Raw genomic sequence first — 17,086 nt, 5'->3', positions numbered from 1 at the left:
TTGTGGCGCCATATAGACCCCATCATTCCAAACTGTCAACGCAGTTTCGTAAAAAAGAAGGAATTTTCTTTCCACAGGCCAACTTGAAAAAGGCCGCTCAAAGCGGCTCTTTTCAAAAACACACATATTATGATCGCGATACTCTATTCGGGTTCGTATTCGCGAACACCGTCGTCCTTGGCAAACAACACACATGGCCCCTGAGACCCCCGTGGATCATACGCATATCCCTTCGCCGCTAGCGCATGCATCATATCCCGGATGCCAGCCAAGCCATAAAGGTGATCATGTAATTCAAGGAAGATGCGCTCCACACCCGTCAAATCGGCGTTTTGCAGCAGGTGATGCTCAGCGCCTTCGATATCCATGACAAGAACATTGATACCGTGGCGAGTGATGAACTCGTCAATATTGGTCGAGGACAATTCTATAGCGTGTTCGTATGGCCCTTGATTCTCATCCATGGATGACATCCAGAGGTCACGCCGCACATAGAAGCGGAAAGAGCGGGGTTCGCCTGCAGTAAGAATCCCTTGGGAAAGCACAACATTGTTGATGCCGTTGGCATCGATTACACGCTGAGCAAGCGCTGCAGTAGACGGGTTAGCCTCGAAAGCCCAAACAGACACCTCGGCAATCTTGGCAATAATCGATGTGATAATTCCGATGCCTGAGCCGAGCTCCAGCACGCGATCTCCCGGCTTCACTGCCTTGAAAATCGAACGCGCTTCTTTGGCTTCATAGCTGCCGCTCATCAAAGCCTGCCAGATAACCGGCGAAACTTCGTCAGATGCGATCGGCACGTTAATCCCATGTACTTTCAGCAATTCCTACGCCCCAGTTCCCCAGCATTGGAGCATTGCGTCCGAACGAACGACCAAATGCGCCCCAATTTATTGAAAGCATCACACGTAACTTTACGATGTGATTAGCATATGAACATAAACTGATTTGCGTATCTGATGCCAGTTGTCACACCGCTATATCGTCAGCGATTTGATGCATGACCGACCGCCTTGACGTCCTGCCCACTCCGACCATGAAGATGTTTGAGTTTTGAAGCTGGCATCGGCCTACCTATGAGGTAACCCTGAACTTGATCGCATCCCAACCGCTTCAGGCACTCGAACTGCTCCTCGGTTTCAATGCCTTCTGCAATTGTTACCATTCTGAGGCTGCGCCCGACCCCAGTTACGAGTTCGACAATCGCCAGTGCGTCCGGTCGCGTTGTCACATCGCGTACGAAAGATCGATCAATCTTGATCTTGTCGAAGGGGAACCCGCTGAGACTGCCAAGCGAGGAATAGCCTGTTCCGAAATCGTCCATCGCGATCTGGATACCCAATGCTTTTAGCTGGCGTAGAGTGCTCAAGGTCTGCTCATTTTTGTCCAGCAGAACTGATTCTGTGATCTCGAGCTCCAACCGATTCGCTTCGAGGCCGCTTTGCTCCAGGGCATCGATAACGCTTTGAATGAGGTTCAGGCTGCGAAACTGAACAGGAGAGAGGTTGACTGCGATCTTGAGCGGCTTATTCCAATGAGCAGCTTCAAGACAGGCCGTCTTGAGCACCCAATCCCCTAGCGCGTGAATAAAGCCAATCTTCTCGGCCACGGGAATAAACTCTACCGGTGAAACTGCCCCCCGGATAGGGTGAGTCCAACGGAGCAAAGCCTCATAACCGCATATCTCACGCGTTATGGTGCAGGCTTGCGGCTGATAGTAAACTTCCATTTCACCATTCTCCAGTGCCTTCTGAAGATCGGCCTCAAATGACTTCTTCTCCCGCAAACGCGTCTGCATCTGCGATTTGAATACGCTCGCATGACCAGGCCCGAGAGCCTTTGCCTCATAAAGCGCCAAATCGGCATGTTTGAAAAGTTCCTCCGTGTCGGGTTCACCCTCGGAGATTGCGACACCGACACAGGTTCCGATTTTGATTTCCAGCTCGCCGACATGATAAGGCTGGCTGATCACGTCCATCAGGCGATCCGCAAGTTCCAGTGCTTCCTCTTCCCGTAATCCCGTGGAAAGCACGGCAAACTCGTCCCCACCCAGGCGACACACCATGTCACCTCGTTCGCCGAGTTTGGTAAGACGTCGTGCAACTGCCTGCAACAGTGCGTCGCCAACATCATGCCCAAGCGTATCGTTTACGTCCTTGAACCCATCGAGATCCAGAAGAAGAATAATGGCCGACTGGCTTCCCGTCTGTGCGGCTTCAAGCCTTTTCTCCAAATCCTGCCGGAACAGGACACGATTGGGCAATCCGGTCAGCGCATCGTGATGTGCATCGTGCTCCAGTCGAAAATTCTGCGACTGCAGTTCACCTGTCGCTTGCCGAAGATCGCTTGTCAGGCGTTGCATGCTGCCATGCGCCCGATCAAGAAGCTTGTTGTGACGCAGCAGAAGAATAACGAGCACGACGCCGCAGAGAATGAGGCCCGCCGCCAATCCGGTGTAGATGAGATGCAACTGGCGAACCTCTGCCTGGGCAGCATCGATAAGTCCGACATCATACTCAACTGCAGATGACGCAAGCGCTGTCATCGGACCATCAAGCGCACTCATTAATTGCAGATGGGTTTTGACCTCGTCTGCATCAAGTTTATCCAGCTGGACGTCAAGTGCCTGAAGAACGTCGCTTAACTTCAAAAAGAGATCGCGTCGCCGCTGATCGTTTTGAATGAAGGAGCGCAGATTGCCTTGCTGCAACAGTTCCAGTCGCCCGAGCATAATATCGAGGCGAAGCCGCACTTCGTCGCGCGTTTCTTCGTTCATATCCAGGACGTATCCAGCCAGAACATGCTCAAGCCGCATATATTCCGATACTGTCTGACCAACAGCCCAGGAATCATTATAACGGGAGAATTTCTGAAGCGCTGTCTGTCGTTCGGCAATGACATAGGCGATATAGGCCGTTGCCACCACGAAACAACAGATAATGACGCCTAGAATTCGTCTCACACTTTGCCTCTATTCAACTATCAGCTTGGCAACCTGCCACGCAGAACGTGTGTAATAGGTCTGGCTTTGGAGCTGTGGGTCGCTGTCATACGGGTAAATAATAAACAATGGTCCTTTATCGCGAACCGGCATGTAATTGCCATCTCGTTTCATGGCAAGAATAACATTGAACTTCTTGAAGTCTTCCATCGGTAACGAGCTAACATAATCGTTCAACGCTACCGCAGTCACTTTCGTTCCCTTGGCGCCGACAAGCGTCATAAGCTTGTCCATCGACACGCCGTCAAAACGCACACGACCATCATACCATGGATTTGCCGTTTCTACGGTCACCAAACCCAGGGCCTCCAGCATATCCCGGTCAAATTGTGCTGTATCGCCAACATTTGTATTCGAAATATTGCCGGATATGACCAGAATCGGCTTACCCGTCGGTTTGGCCAGCGGTTCAGCAGCGGCCCCGGATAGCCAGACGAAAGGCAAGAGCAGACAGGCAAGGACTCGAATTAGTTTCATTGCATTTCTCCATGATAAATTAGACCAATAAAGAGAATTGCCTAAATCAACGTGAAGATCGCACGAGTCTTGTATTTTTTCATGTTCTTATGCAATAAAAATGAAATATCGGCGTCAAGCTTGCCGCAACGTAACTTCAAACGACCGCAGTTAGTGAATTACCCTAATGTTAGATCGTTTTTATTGGATAGTAACGCTTTTAATATGCCGTATCAGCTGAGCACTAGGTCAATCAGGCTCAATTCGTGCCGTTAAAAACAAAAAGGACAACGTGATTGACGCTGCCCTTTGGAGAAATTGGATAGTTATTTTCTCTTCAACCGACTAGTTCTCCGCCGGTCATTGGCTCAGGAACCCCGGTTGTGCTCGGAAAACTGATAGGCAAACCGCGCAAGACTCGCACTGCGAGGAAAGCAAAACATTCAGCTTCTACAGCATCGCCTCGCCAGCCAAGCGTTTCGACAGGCACGAGTTCCACCTTGGCGCGCTCGACCAGCATATGCATCATGGTTGGATTGCGACGACCACCGCCACTGACTGCAAGCCGTTTCGGCCGACGCGGCAGAATGTCCAGAGCCTTCCCCACCGCTGAGGTCGTGAACGCGGTCAATGTCGCCGCGCCATTTTCCTCGTTCAGGCCGTCGGCCATCGTCTCGGTAAAGTCGAAGCGATCCAACGACTTGGGATACGGAGCAATCAAATAGGGGTGCTTGAGCAGTTCGGCGAGCCGGTCTTCGTCTACCTTACCTTTTGCTGCCAGTACCCCGTCGCGGTCCATTTCGCCCAATCCCCGCTTTTTCATAAAGTCATTGATAGGCGCATTGGCTGGACCGGTATCGAATGCCACAAGTGCGTCATCACCATCCCACCAGGTGATGTTACCGACACCACCGAGATTGAGAATCGCAGTATTGCCACTCGCATCGGCACTGCGCAGCAAGGCAGCATGATAGACGGCCGCAAGCGGAGCACCCTGCCCGCCAGCACGAATATCTGCCGTCCGGAAATCATAAGCCACTTTAGTAGCGAGCAGTTGGCTCATAAGCCTTCCATCGCCAAGCTGCCTTGTATCACCAAGCCTGCCTGCCTGCGGTGCACGATGCAAAACCGTCTGCCCGTGGAAACCGACAACGCCGATATCCGCCATCGACAGCCCGCTTTCCTCAACCAGTTCGCGCACAGCCGCAGACTGGGCGCGTGTCAGCGCTTCCTCTGCCTCAGCAAAAATCGCAGGTTCCGCACCTTCAAAATTCCAGACGCGAGCCTCGGCCTGCGCCTGTTCGAGAAGATCACGAATCCAACGCGGATAAGGTTTCAACGCGTAAGCGCCGAATTCCGCAATGGTTTCGCCATCAGTTTTCAACAGGGCAACATCGATGTTTCCATCAAGAACGGTACCGGTCATCAGGCCAACGGCCCATATTGGCTGCATAGACGTCTCCTATCCCAATGAAATTGCGTCGCCGACACCCTGACGCAGCGCCAGAATACCGCTGTCAAAGTGACGTGTCGGATGAATACGATTGGTGAGCAAGGTCCATGCCCTGCCCGCTTCAAAATCAATCCACAAGCCGGTTCCCGTGAAACCGGTATGCCCGATTGTATCCTTCGAATTGAAATTGCCCCCCGACCAACCGTCATAAGGTCGTTCCCAGCCATGCGTGCGGGTGGCGGATAGTGGTTGGCGCATGTGTTCGATAACGTTTTGCGATGCACCCGTGCCGTCAAGCAAGCCAAGCGCAAAATCAAGTATGGACGCAGCCGTACCGAACAGACCCGCATGCGCCGCACCCTGCAACGCTGAACAATTGTCGTCGTGCACCTCACCGCAGAGCACACGATTGCGCCAAGTGCAATCTTCGGTAGCGGCACTAATCTCCGGCTCCGCGGAAAAGGCAAAGCCTTCGCCGGGGTCCATCTCGCGAATGGTCTTGCCGTAAAATCTTTCCATCGCAAAACCGAGCAGAATGAAATTGATGTCTGAATAAACCAGCGCGGATTCTCTCCATTCGCGTTGCAATACGAATGCGCGCAACAATTCCGGATCCCGTCCATATGTGTAGATCGGTTCGACCGACGGAAATGGCGTCTGGTGGCCGAGACATTCACGAAAGGTGACTTTGCGCTCCCAGGCATCATTATCATATTGCCGAAGATCCGGAAGCAACGTGATCAATGGTGCATCGAGGTCAATGACACCTTCCTCGGCCAGCGTAAGGATGCGAGGTGTCGTGAAAATCACTTTGGTCAGCGAGGCGAGATCGAACCACGTATCGGTTGTCATCGCGCGCCGGGCCGGAATGATCTGCGCATAGCCAGTCGCCCGGACAGCCCGGTTGCCGGAGAGATCGACCATTCCGAGCACCCCTCCCGGAATACGGCCTGAGTCGCACGCACCTGTCAGAAGGCTGAAAGCTTTTTCAAAGCGAGCCGTAAAAGCAGTATCGACGGAGTGGCGGACATTCGGTTCTGCCATGATAGTTATGCCTCGGTCCGGGCCATGTGATCATGACCATATGTCTGCCAGTTTGCCGGTGCCGGCTCATATCCCAGCGGGCGTACGAGTGAAGGCACTTGTCGCGTATCGAGGGTAAAATGTTCGTTGCGCCGATCAATACTTGGAACGGCAGAGATCAGCCGCTTCGTATAGGAGTGTTTTGGTGCAGACAGGATGGAAGCGGCATCGCCAATTTCCACGATCTGCCCAGCATAAACGACGGCGATGCGGTGCGCGATACGCTCCACTACCGCCATATCATGCGACACGAACAGATAGGCGAGACCACGTTCCTTCTGGAGATCGATCAACAGCTCCAGCACTTTCGCCTGTACGGATACGTCGAGAGCTGAGACGGCTTCGTCGAGTACCACCACTGAAGGATTCAGCATCAAGGCGCGGGCAATACAAAGCCGCTGGCGCTGCCCGCCGGAAAACTCGTGCGGATAGCGTTCCAGACTGTTTGCAGGCAGCCCCACCCGGTCAAGCAACTGCAGCATTTTCTGTCGTGTTTCCGGCCCGTCGCGCCCGCCAGCAGCTATGACCGGCTCAGCAAGAATGCTATCGATACGCAGACGAGGATTAAGCGATGCATAGGGATTTTGAAAAACCATCTGCACAGAAGATGAATTTCGAGTGTCGGCGGTATCTGTTACACCGACTTCAAGCTTGCCGCGTGACGCTTTGACGAGCCCGAGAATCGCCCGCGCAGTCGTCGACTTACCCGAACCACTCTCCCCTACGACCGCCAGTGTTTCGCCCGGAACAAGATCGAAATCGACACTCTCCACGGCATGAACTGCACCAAGTCTGCGGCCAAGAATGCCGCCCTTGACGGGGAACCGGACTGTGAGCCCTTCCACAGCCAGAATTGGGTTCGTTCCGGGTTTGGCCGCTCGTACGTTATCCGTTCGTACCGCCTTGCCGCTTTCAAAATGTGGCACAGCCTTCAGGAGATGCTGCGTGTAAGGATGCTGAGGCTGATCGAGAACGACATTCAGTTCACCTTGCTCCACTGCCTCGCCGTGTTGCATGACCATGATCTTGTCGGCCATACCTGCGACCAGACCAATGTCATGAGTGATAAAGATCATCGCCATGCCGGTTTCGCGCTTCAGCTCTGCCAGAAGTGCCATGATCTGTGCCTGTACCGTAACATCGAGCGCTGTGGTCGGCTCATCGGCGATCATGAGGCGCGGATTGCAGGCAAGCGCCGTTGCAATCATCACCCGTTGCAGCATACCGCCGGAAAGCTGGTTCGGGCAGTATTTGAGACGCCGTGCAGCATCCGGAATGCGTACGCGATCAAGTACGTCCTTGGCAGCGGAAGCTGCCTGCTTGCCGGTAAGTCCACGGTGAAGACGAAACGATTCCTCAATCTGTGTCCCGATAGTGAGCACTGGATTGAGTGACGTCATGGGCTCCTGAAAAATCATGCCGATTTCCGCGCCACGGACTTTCGTCAGCTCAGCTTCATTCGCGGTCGCAAGATCGATGGTAATACCGTTCGCGCGATTCAACTCGATCGTTCCATCGATAATGTGCCCGCCGCCAAAGTCCACAAGACGATTGATCGACAAGGCCGTTACAGATTTACCGGAACCGCTTTCCCCGACAATCGCCAGCGTTTCCCCGGCGGCGAGATCGAAACTCACACCGCGCACAATCTCATTGGCTTCAGGATTGCGCCCGAAACCGACACGAAGGTTTGAGACGGACAGAAGCTTGTTCATGCCGCTACCCTCCGCATTCTGGGATCGAGAATGTCGCGCAGAGCATCACCCAGAAGGTTGAAGCCAAGTATACCGATCATGATCGCCAGTCCCGGAAATGCCAGCAGCCATGGCGCGGTTTCCATGAGATTGCGCGCATCTGCCAGCATGAGACCAAGCGACGAAGCCGGCGGCTGCGTGCCGAGACCGAGGAAGCTCAAGCCTGCTTCAGTCAGCAGCGACCAAGCAAGCGCCAAGGTGATCTGGACGGTCAGAGGCGCGACCAGATTAAGCAGCAGATGGCGCGAAAGGATATAACGGTTGCCACTGTGGAACGTACGCGCTGCATCAACAAATTCACGTGTTTTGATCGACAAAGCCGGACCACGCACAACCCGCGTAAAAATCGGGGTGTAGACGATGGCGATGGCGGCGATACTTGTTCCTGTTCCCGGTCCGACAACGGCGATGATCAGAAGCGCAAGCAAGATTGCCGGGAATGCCAGAAGCACGTCCATGACGCGCATGACAGTTCCATCCCACCACCGCCCAAACCATGCCGCAGTCAATCCCAGAACGGTGCCCGTGATGGCGGCAATTCCGACCGCAGAAAAGCCAACGATGAAGGATTGCGCGATGCCTGCCATCAGGCGGCTCATGACGTCACGACCGAACAGGTCAGTTCCCATCCAGTGGGCAGCACTTGGAGGACGCAGCCTGTCTATCCGGTACTGCATCAACGGGTCATGCGGCGTAAAACCGAAATACCCCAGAAACGCGACGATCAGATAGATCAATACGATGAACCCGCCGATACGACCACTCGGATGAGCAAAAACGGAACGCAATATCTGCATTAGTTTTCCCCCAGACGAATGCGCGGATCGAGCGCAACGTAAAGAAGATCAACAAGCAGATTGACGATCATGAAGTTGAACGCGATGAAGAGAATACTACCCTGTACCAGCGCATAGTCGCGCTGCAATATGGCATCCAGCACCATGCGTCCGAGCCCCGGCAGAGCATAGATCTGCTCGACCAGCACAGCTCCGCCCAGAAGGTAACCGAATTCTACACCACTCAGCGTCACCACAGGGATGAGTGCGTTCGGCAATGCGTGTCGCCAGATGACAGAGCGAGCCGAGGCACCCTTGCTGCGGGCAGTGCGAACATAATCATCACTTAGAACATCCAGCATAGCCGAACGCGATATACGTGTGACCGACGCCGCAAATGCACAGCCGAGCGTTATGGCGGGCAAAATCATCTGTAGAAAATTCTGCCACGGATTTACCCATAGCGGCGTGAATTCGCCCATAGTCGGCAACACACCGAACCCTGCCGAAAGAATATAAATGAAGAGGAGACCAAGAACGAAGCTCGGAGTCGACTGCCCGATCATTGCAAAAATGCGGACCACGAGATCGGACATTTTCTCGTTGCGCGTTGCTGCATAAACCCCGGCCGGGAGGCCGATGAGCAAGGCAATAATCATCGACATCAATGCCAGCTGCAGTGTCAGCGGGAAGCGTTCCAAAATAACTGTCAGAACTGGCTTCCCGAATGTGACCGAGACGCCCAGATTACCTTGCACTACGTCACCGAGCCAACGCCAGTACTGTGTGGTCCAGTTTTGGTCGATACCAAAATATTGCGCCAGAGACTGCCGCTGTTCCGGCGTCAGCAGCCCTGCTTCCGTTCCAAGCATAGCCGTAATGGAATCACCTGGAACCATACGGATCGCGACGAAGACAAGGATCGACACCCCCAGCATAACCAGGGGAAATGTCAGCAGCCGACGTGTCAGATAATTCATGTCAGATTACTCACGGCCTGCCGTCAAGGAAGGCACTGGAAAGCCACGCCTCCATATTGAAGACGTGGCGGATTTCATGACGTCACTGCCCGATCTGCAGCTTGGTTACGCCGAACAGCGAACCGGTAGCGCGAGGCTCAAAACCGGTAACGTTCTTCTGGTAGGCGACGTAGTTGTTGGCCGTATAAAGCCATATCCAAGGAGAAACTTCTGTTATGTGCTTTTCGAAATCAGAGAAGATAAGCTTGCGTTTTTCAGGATCAGTTTCAGCTCTTCCCTTTTGCATCAGATCGTCAAGCGTATCGTCAATATACTGTGCGACTTTCTGCAGGTTACCTGCCTTTGTCCAGTAACGGCCATACATTGTATAGGGATCAGCCGAACCACCGTTAAGCGCCACCGCCATGTCGAAGTCGCCCTTCAACCACGTATCAACATAGACGTTGAGTTCCATCATGCGGATATCGAGCTTGATACCGATCTCGGCGAGTTGCGACTGGAGAACTTGGGCTTCAGCCGCAGCGGTTGCAGGTTCTCCATTCGCAGCAATGATAGTTGCCGAAAAACCATCCGCATAACCGGCATCCGCCATCAGCTTCTTCGCTTTTTCGACATCGCGCTTGTAGCAGAAGAGCGTGTTTGGATCGCTCGCATAGGCGGGCATTGTCAGCGGGCCCGTTACCTTGCCTTCACCGAGCAAGGCTGTATCGAGCACATCTTGACGATCAACAGCGCAGGAGATTGCCTGACGCACGGCCAGTTCCGTCATCGGCTTGCGCGACGGGTTCAACTGCAGGACATGATAAGCAAGAGCCGGAGTGCGCACCAGTTCCAGAGCGCTTTCGTTTGGCACCATCGTTGCGACCAGCGGGTCGTTGAGGAGCGCAAAGTCGATCTGCTTGGCGCGAAGCGCCGCAAGAATTGCTGTTTCGTCCGGCAGGACACTGATATTGATCCCGTCGATCGCTATTTTACCGCCCGCCCAGTCGGGATTGGCTTTCAGCACTTCCTTGGAATTCGGTTCCCAGCGCTCAAGGATGAATGGACCCGACCCAACAGTTTTCGTACCTATAGTTCCAGCCTTGATCTCGCTTTCTGGAACGACTGCCGCATTGATGCTGGCGATTGCAGCCAATAGCGGAACGTCAGGCTGGGAGAGTTTGAAGACGACCGTTTCAGCATCCGGCGTTTCAATAGCAGAAATGGAACCGAAATTCGCACGCGCGACGGCGCCTGTCTTTTCATCCAGAATGCGCTCGAAGGAGGCCTTCACATCGGCTGGCGTTACCGGCTGACCGTTCTGAAATTTCGCATTCTTGTCGAGCTTGAATGTGAGAACCTTTCCGCCTTCGGAAAATTCCCAGCTTTTGGCAATGGCAGGCGCGATCTGAAGGTCGGAACCAAGACGGACGAGCGGCTCATAGATGAGCTCGAGCAGACGAATCGATGAGAATGCTGGCTGCTTATGCGGATCGAGGCCCGTGGCATCCTGCGACCAAGCCATTCGGAGCGTCGCGGCAAAAGCCGTCGAAACACCTAATCCACCAAAGCTTCCAATGCTCAACGCTATTGCGGCCGCGCCTGCAATAAGGCTTTTCTTGAAACTCGCTCCCATTTTCTTCCCTCGCAAATGACTGCAATGCTAATGTCCGACTGCTTCCCCGCTTCGGCTCACGCTTTATTGGCATTTATTGCCTGTCTAAGAAATCCCCCAGCATTCTTTAATGCCTTTCTTGCCTCATCCACTGGCATTCCGGTGATCGTGATGAGGATCGCAAGCTTGACCTCATTATCCGTCAAAGCGAGAACGCGTTTTGCCTCCCCCGCCCCGCAACCGGTTGCCTGCATGACAATTCGCGATGCCCGCGCGACAAGCTTATTGTTGGTGGCACTGACGTCCACCATGAGATTCTCGTATGTCTTCCCTATTCGGATCATGCTCGCCGTCGTCAGCATATTAAGAACGAGCTTCTGCGCCGTACCGGACTTGAGCCGCGTCGAGCCCGTCAGTATTTCTGGCCCGACAACCGGCGATATCGCGATTTCAGCCATGGTCGCAATGGTCGAATCGGGATTGCAGGAGAGCGCCACGGTCGTAGCGCCGATCGATGCTGCGTAGGCGAGACCGCCTATTACATAGGGCGTTCGCCCGCTAACGGCGATTCCCACGACAACATCGCGCGAAGTTAGACCTATGTTGCGCAGATCAGATTCCCCGAGCGACGGATCATCTTCTGCCCCTTCGATTGCATGTTGCAATGCATCCACGCCGCCTGCAATCAGCCCGATCACCATGCCTTCCGGTACGCTGAAAGTCGGCGGACATTCCGATGCATCGAGAACGCCAAGACGTCCGCTTGTTCCTGCGCCCAAATAAATCAGCCGGCCGCCAACCCGAAATGCGTCGACGATCTTATCGACGGCCTGGGCGACCTGAGGCAGCACCTGCTCAACAGCAGCGGGAACCAGATGATCCTCGTCGTTGATGCGGCGTACGATAGCAAGGCTCGACAAGAGATCGATATCCATCGTGCGTGGGTTTCGCTCTTCAGAAACCAGCCTATCCAGTTCAGATAACAACGCCTGTTCCGTCATGCCTCTGCCTGCTTATCGAGCAGCGTTCAAAACGCGCCGCCTTATGGTTAACAAATGTTAGGATTATAAATTCCATCAGTCAATCAAAATAAGGAATAAATTATTCCTTATTTGCAGAAGCCATGTTTCGCGCAAGAATGATCGCACCGGAAACCGCATCACCGTCGGCAGGTTTCAACCGTCGGCGGACGTCTGGCGCCAACCACGGTTCAAGTGGGGAAGCAAGCCCGCCAAGCAAGGTCACGCGCGGCGCCCCCTTTTCGAAAAGCGCGCGTACGATAGTATCTATGTGGCCCGCAGCCGCCTGAACGATACGGCGTGCCGCTGCATCTCCCTGGTCCGCATGACGCATGACCATAGGCGCCAGAGACGCATATTCTGTAGCGGTTGCGCGGTCCATCCACGCCACAGCGTCCATCGGGGTCTGATTAAAGCGCTCCATAACCTCGTAGAGAAGCGGCGTACGCTCGATCCGATCATCATAAGCCTGAAGGGCCTGTTGAATCGCTGACAGCCCCAGAAAAGCACCACTACCCTCGTCGGAAATTGGAAAGCCGTAGCCTCCGACGCGAATGTCGATACCATTCACGAAGCCGAGACCAATTGAGCCGGTCCCGGCAATAACGATAGCCCCATCACTACCCGAATGTGCACCGAGACATGCGCCTTTGCCGTCACTCATGAAATGAATACTCGAAAAGGGATGCTGTATAGCCTGAAGTGCTTCGAGCGCACCTTGCCTGCCTATGCCCGCCAGCCCAACGCCTGCATGTGTTCTGGCCAACTCTTCAGCACCCAGGCCCGCCTCGCTGATTGCTGCGTCAAACGCACGTGCGATGGATTCCCACGCCTTGTCTATCCCGAGCCGTGTAGTTGCCGGGCCAGACAATCCTTGTCCCAGCACATTGCCGGTCTCATTTTCCAGCCGGGCTCGACAGCCCGTACCGCCGCCATCCACACCAAGATAGAACTGATCTTTCCCAACCCTGTCCGACGTCATTCTGACAGCCGTTCTATATCTGCACCGCAAAGCTTCAGTTTGCGGTCAAGCTGTTCATATCCACGATCCAGATGATAGATACGATTAACGACAGTTTCTCCGTCGGCCACGAGTGCTGCAAGAACAAGTGACACGGACGCCCGCAAATCCGTTGCCATAACCTGTGCGCCATGCAGCGGGCGTCCGCCGCGTACCAGCGCAGTTGTTCCCTGCAGTTTGATGTCGACGCCAAGCCGCATCAGTTCCGGCACATGCATGAACCGGCTTTCGAACACCGTTTCGCGAATGAGCGATGCTCCTTCGGCACAAGCCGTCAGCGCCATGAACTGGGCCTGCAAATCCGTCGGGAAACCCGGATAGGGTTCGGTCGTCAGATCTGCGCCACGCAAGGAGCCGTTGCGCGAAACAACCAGACCGCGATCGCTTGGCCAAACGCTGACGCCCATCGTTTCAAGCACCTGCACAACAGACGCGAGATGTTCAAGACGGGCATGCGTGAGTTCGAGCGTGCCGCCTGTAATGGCGGCAGCAACAGCGTAAGTTCCGGCCTCGATACGATCCGGTATGCCGTGGTGGCGGGCAGTCCGCCAAGATGTATCGCCCTGGATCAGAATGCGATGCGTACCCGCTCCTTCAATCTGCGCACCCATGCCCCCGAGACATGCGGCGAGGTCGCCAATTTCCGGCTCACGAGCCGCGTTCAATATTTCCGTTTCGCCACGAGCGGAAGTTGCCGCCATCATCGCCGTCGCCGTCGCGCCAACAGAAGGCGTTGGCAAAACAATCCGGCTTCCGATCAGGCCGTTATCAGTCGAAGCCACGATCCAGCCGCGATCAATGGACACATCTGCGCCAAGTGTTGCGAGCGCTTTCAAGTGCATATCCACGGGACGCGCACCGATGGCACACCCGCCCGGCAAGGAAACACGAACCTTGCCCAGTCTCGCCAACAAGGGTGCCAGCACCAGAACCGTCGCACGCATTCGTCTTACAGTGTCATAAGGAGTTTCTCCTCCGACAACATCTGTGGCGGTTATTGTCGTCGAGTGCGGCGCGCGGGAGACCTGTACTCCATGTGACTGCACGACATTGAGCATGTTTTCGACATCACTCACCGCTGGGAGGTTGGTAAGTTCAACAGGGTGAGGGCTTAACAAGGAGGCCGCGATCTGAGGCAGCGCGGCGTTTTTTGCACCGGAGATATTGACTGCTCCCTGCAATGGTCGTCCACCGACAATTCGCAATCGTTCCATGTCTCTCCACCATGTCCTCTCTTGCGGATTGTTAGCTCATTCCGTAAATTTTAAAAGATTGGAATTTTATATTCCAAATCAATTTCGGTTGTCTTATGAGGCAAGGCAACCGAATATCGAGCCCTCCGGCGCCGGAATGGGGAATAATCGCGCATGTCGATCCTGCAAAAGATCAACGCCAAACTGAACGAATTGACTGTTGCAGACCGAAAGATCGGCCAGTTCATCGTCGATCATCCAGAACAGGTATTGAAGCTTTCCTCTTCCGCGCTCGCGGTCGCAACCGGTCGGAGTCAATCCAGTGTCGTCAAGTTCAGTCAGAAGTTCGGGTTTAACGGATATCAAGAACTTAAACTCGCCGTTAGTGAGGCGCGCGCCAAGGAATGGCAGGTTCCGGCAGGCATGGTCCATGGCAGCATTGAGACCGGGGACAGCTATATCACGGTTCTGCAGAAGCTTATCGGCAGTAAACTGCAATCCATGCAGCAGACGATTTCCGCCAACAATGAACAAGGTATCGACGGCGCTTTGCAAGCCCTGATCAGCGCCCGGCGTATCCACCTCGCCGGCGTCGGCGCATCGTCACTCGTCGCACGCGATTTTTCTTACAAGCTGATGAAGCTCGGTCGCAATGTGATGCACGACAGCGATAGTCACATCCAGATGGCCAATGTTTCCACATTGCACGAGGGTGACGTTCTGTTTGCCCTTTCCTATTCAGGAACGAGCATTGAAACCCTTCGCATTGCTGAACAGGCTAAAAAATGGGGAGCGACTGTGATTGCCGTCACAGGCCTCAACGAGAACCCGCTCAATAAGATCGCCGACATTCGTCTGTACACAGTCGCAGACGAAGAACGCGTTCGCTCATCATCGATCACCGCACGCGATGCACAACTGGTTCTGACCGATTTGCTTTTTATCCTGCTATTTCAGCGACAACAGGATGCCAATGACTACGTACATAAAAGCGAAGCGGCAGTGTCTTCGCTGAAAATATAAGCGGTTGGATCAATCAATAATAGCTGCTGCGGCGAGGCTCGCGAAGGCAGCAAGGAATGCCACTGCGACAGCACCGACCTTTGTGAAAAGATTGAACATGTCGCCAGGCGTTTCACGGTTGGACATGTTGAGATAGACCAACGCAGCGACGATGATGACAATCGAAAAACCGAAAGCGGAAACCCACTGCCATATCTCGGACATGAAACCTCACAAACGCTGAACTCATTTTGAAACTGCGCGAATTATATCAAAACATTATTACTACAGTGTGATGTCACTTAATGTTTCACATTCAAGCCTGCAATGTACCATAGGACGTTTAGTCCGGTAATCATCAATTTGTGATCGCTTACCTCTCTCATGCTGTTGCGGGAATGGTCTCGCATCTGTCGCAATAAATGCTGAAAAACGAACTCGACATCGTGTTTCGCCGATCGTCCATGCAGTCCTGCATTTTTGAACACAAGAGCAGAGAGATTACTTTCAGACGGCGCAAGCCGTGATATATCTGGCGACAAGCGAGCTGCTTTCAGACACAGGCTTGCGCACAAACAAAATCACAAAGGTATGCATTATGACTTCACCGTCATCTCCTCCGCGGATCGAACAGGAAGAGCGCCTGGAACGACTGGCATTGTTGCAAGGCAAGTTGAGAGAGCGCGGGATTGGCGGCCTTCTCCTTGGGCCAACGGCAAGTTTGCGTTATTATACCGGGCTTGTTTGGCACATCAGCGAACGTTTTCTGGGTGCCCTCGTCACACCGTCGGAAGTCATTTATATCGTTCCCGGCTTTGAACAGAGCCGCGTCGAAAGCCTGCCGCATCTGCCAGGAGAAATCCGTGTTTGGCAGGAGGAAGAAAGTAGCGCAGCGCTGATAGCATCACTCATTCCGGCAAGTGCTACACTTGCCGTGGACGATGCCGTGCCGCTGTTCGTCTATAATGCCCTTAAACAGGAAATCTCGCCGGAGCGCTTGCTTGACGGCGGCGAACTGATCCGTGAACAGCGCATCTGCAAGTCAACCAATGAAATCGCTATTATTCAGTACGCGATGGATCTGACGCTTGAAGTTCATCGCCGCGCGCATGCACTGATCAAGCCCGGCATTGCCGCAAGCGAAGTGGTGCGCTTTATCGATGAACAGCACCGTGCCCTCGGCGCCGCAGGCGGCTCGACATTCTGCATCGTCTCGTTCGGAACGGCGACTTCGTTGCCACATGGCGCAGATGGCGAACAGTTCTATCAGCCCGGCGACGTTATCCTTGTGGATACCGGGTGCCGGATTGATGGCTATCACTCCGATCTCACGCGCACCTACATGCTGGACGATCCAAGCGCAGAGTTTTCGCGCATATGGGCAATTGAACGCGAAGCACAGCAAGCCGTTTTTGACGCAGCAAAGCTTGGTGCGGCTTGTTCAACCCTTGACGATGCAGCACGCGCTACGCTCGTGAAGCATGGATTGGGACCGGATTATGCGCTACCCGGCCTTCCGCATCGAGCCGGTCACGGCCTTGGTCTGGAAATTCATGAGGCCCCATACATCGTTCGTGGCAATTCGCTCCCGCTCGCTGAAGGCATGTGCTTTTCCAACGAACCGATGATCGTAGTCCCGGACCAGTTCGGTATTCGTCTGGAAGACCATATCCATATGACGGCGACCGGACCAAAATGGTTCACCCAACCAGCGAAAGGCCCAACCGAACCTTTCACATAATGCCGTAACT

Annotated in this window: 15 protein-coding genes; 2 read left to right on the top strand and 13 right to left on the bottom strand. The window is 54.1% G+C overall.

The annotated features are described in order from the left end of the window. Positions 1-143: 143 nt before the first annotated feature. From AC1RHM_RS10315 to murA, 12 genes are all read right to left on the bottom strand, one after another. Positions 144-827 carry an FkbM family methyltransferase gene (locus AC1RHM_RS10315; RefSeq protein WP_012092577.1) on the bottom strand — a complete coding sequence of 228 codons (684 nt, stop codon included), beginning with the start codon at positions 825-827 and terminating at the stop codon, positions 144-146. Between the two features lie 161 nt (positions 828-988). After that, on the bottom strand, positions 989-2,965 hold the full coding sequence (locus AC1RHM_RS10310; RefSeq protein WP_012092576.1) for a putative bifunctional diguanylate cyclase/phosphodiesterase: 1,977 nt from the start codon (positions 2,963-2,965) through the stop codon (positions 989-991). 9 nt (positions 2,966-2,974) lie between these two features. Further along, complete coding sequence (locus AC1RHM_RS10305; protein WP_010661764.1) at positions 2,975-3,481, bottom strand: putative pterin-binding protein; 507 nt, start codon at positions 3,479-3,481, stop codon at positions 2,975-2,977. 316 nt (positions 3,482-3,797) lie between these two features. Next, the gene (locus tag AC1RHM_RS10300; protein WP_010661763.1) at positions 3,798-4,913 is read right to left on the bottom strand and encodes an anhydro-N-acetylmuramic acid kinase; all 1,116 of its coding nucleotides are present in this window, start codon (positions 4,911-4,913) and stop codon (positions 3,798-3,800) included. A 9-nt stretch (positions 4,914-4,922) separates the two neighbouring features. After that, the gene (locus AC1RHM_RS10295; RefSeq protein ID WP_010661762.1) at positions 4,923-5,957 is read right to left on the bottom strand and encodes a serine hydrolase domain-containing protein; all 1,035 of its coding nucleotides are present in this window, start codon (positions 5,955-5,957) and stop codon (positions 4,923-4,925) included. Positions 5,958-5,962: 5 nt separating this feature from the next. Further along, positions 5,963-7,711: an ABC transporter ATP-binding protein gene (locus AC1RHM_RS10290; RefSeq protein WP_010661761.1), complete on the bottom strand. Its 1,749-nt coding sequence runs from the start codon at positions 7,709-7,711 to the stop codon at positions 5,963-5,965. Then, complete coding sequence (locus tag AC1RHM_RS10285; RefSeq protein WP_010661760.1) at positions 7,708-8,547, bottom strand: ABC transporter permease; 840 nt, start codon at positions 8,545-8,547, stop codon at positions 7,708-7,710. The genes AC1RHM_RS10290 and AC1RHM_RS10285 overlap by 4 nt, the downstream gene beginning before the upstream one ends. After that, complete coding sequence (locus AC1RHM_RS10280; protein ID WP_010661759.1) at positions 8,547-9,506, bottom strand: ABC transporter permease; 960 nt, start codon at positions 9,504-9,506, stop codon at positions 8,547-8,549. Before AC1RHM_RS10280 ends, AC1RHM_RS10285 begins: the two co-directional genes overlap by 1 nt. 82 nt (positions 9,507-9,588) lie before the next feature. Beyond that, complete coding sequence (locus AC1RHM_RS10275; protein ID WP_010661758.1) at positions 9,589-11,121, bottom strand: ABC transporter substrate-binding protein; 1,533 nt, start codon at positions 11,119-11,121, stop codon at positions 9,589-9,591. Between the two features lie 56 nt (positions 11,122-11,177). Then, positions 11,178-12,101 carry an N-acetylmuramic acid 6-phosphate etherase gene (murQ, locus tag AC1RHM_RS10270; RefSeq protein ID WP_010661757.1) on the bottom strand — a complete coding sequence of 308 codons (924 nt, stop codon included), beginning with the start codon at positions 12,099-12,101 and terminating at the stop codon, positions 11,178-11,180. 100 nt (positions 12,102-12,201) lie between these two features. Further along, the gene (locus AC1RHM_RS10265; protein WP_010661756.1) at positions 12,202-13,101 is read right to left on the bottom strand and encodes a glucosamine kinase nucleotide-binding domain-containing protein; all 900 of its coding nucleotides are present in this window, start codon (positions 13,099-13,101) and stop codon (positions 12,202-12,204) included. Continuing rightward, the gene (gene murA / locus AC1RHM_RS10260; RefSeq protein WP_029376327.1) at positions 13,098-14,354 is read right to left on the bottom strand and encodes a UDP-N-acetylglucosamine 1-carboxyvinyltransferase; all 1,257 of its coding nucleotides are present in this window, start codon (positions 14,352-14,354) and stop codon (positions 13,098-13,100) included. The genes AC1RHM_RS10265 and murA overlap by 4 nt, the downstream gene beginning before the upstream one ends. Before the next feature lie 153 nt (positions 14,355-14,507). Here murA and AC1RHM_RS10255 point away from each other — a divergent pair, with 153 nt between their 5' ends. Beyond that, positions 14,508-15,356 (top strand): MurR/RpiR family transcriptional regulator, encoded by an 849-nt coding sequence (locus tag AC1RHM_RS10255; protein WP_010661754.1) that lies wholly within the window; start codon positions 14,508-14,510, stop codon positions 15,354-15,356. Between the two features lie 9 nt (positions 15,357-15,365). On the opposite strand, the gene AC1RHM_RS10250 is transcribed toward AC1RHM_RS10255, so the two are convergent. Further along, positions 15,366-15,560: a hypothetical protein gene (locus AC1RHM_RS10250; RefSeq protein ID WP_010661753.1), complete on the bottom strand. Its 195-nt coding sequence runs from the start codon at positions 15,558-15,560 to the stop codon at positions 15,366-15,368. Between the two features lie 373 nt (positions 15,561-15,933). Here AC1RHM_RS10250 and AC1RHM_RS10245 point away from each other — a divergent pair, with 373 nt between their 5' ends. Continuing rightward, a complete protein-coding gene (locus tag AC1RHM_RS10245; RefSeq protein ID WP_105529418.1) occupies positions 15,934-17,076 on the top strand; it encodes a M24 family metallopeptidase in 1,143 nt (380 codons plus the stop codon). The last annotated feature ends 10 nt before the right edge of the window (positions 17,077-17,086 follow it).

The organism is Brucella sp. GW823-FHT04E01 (assembly GCF_058796175.1).
The sequence above is the reverse complement of the archived record's forward strand: the minus strand, read 5'-3'. Positions and strand labels throughout refer to the sequence as shown.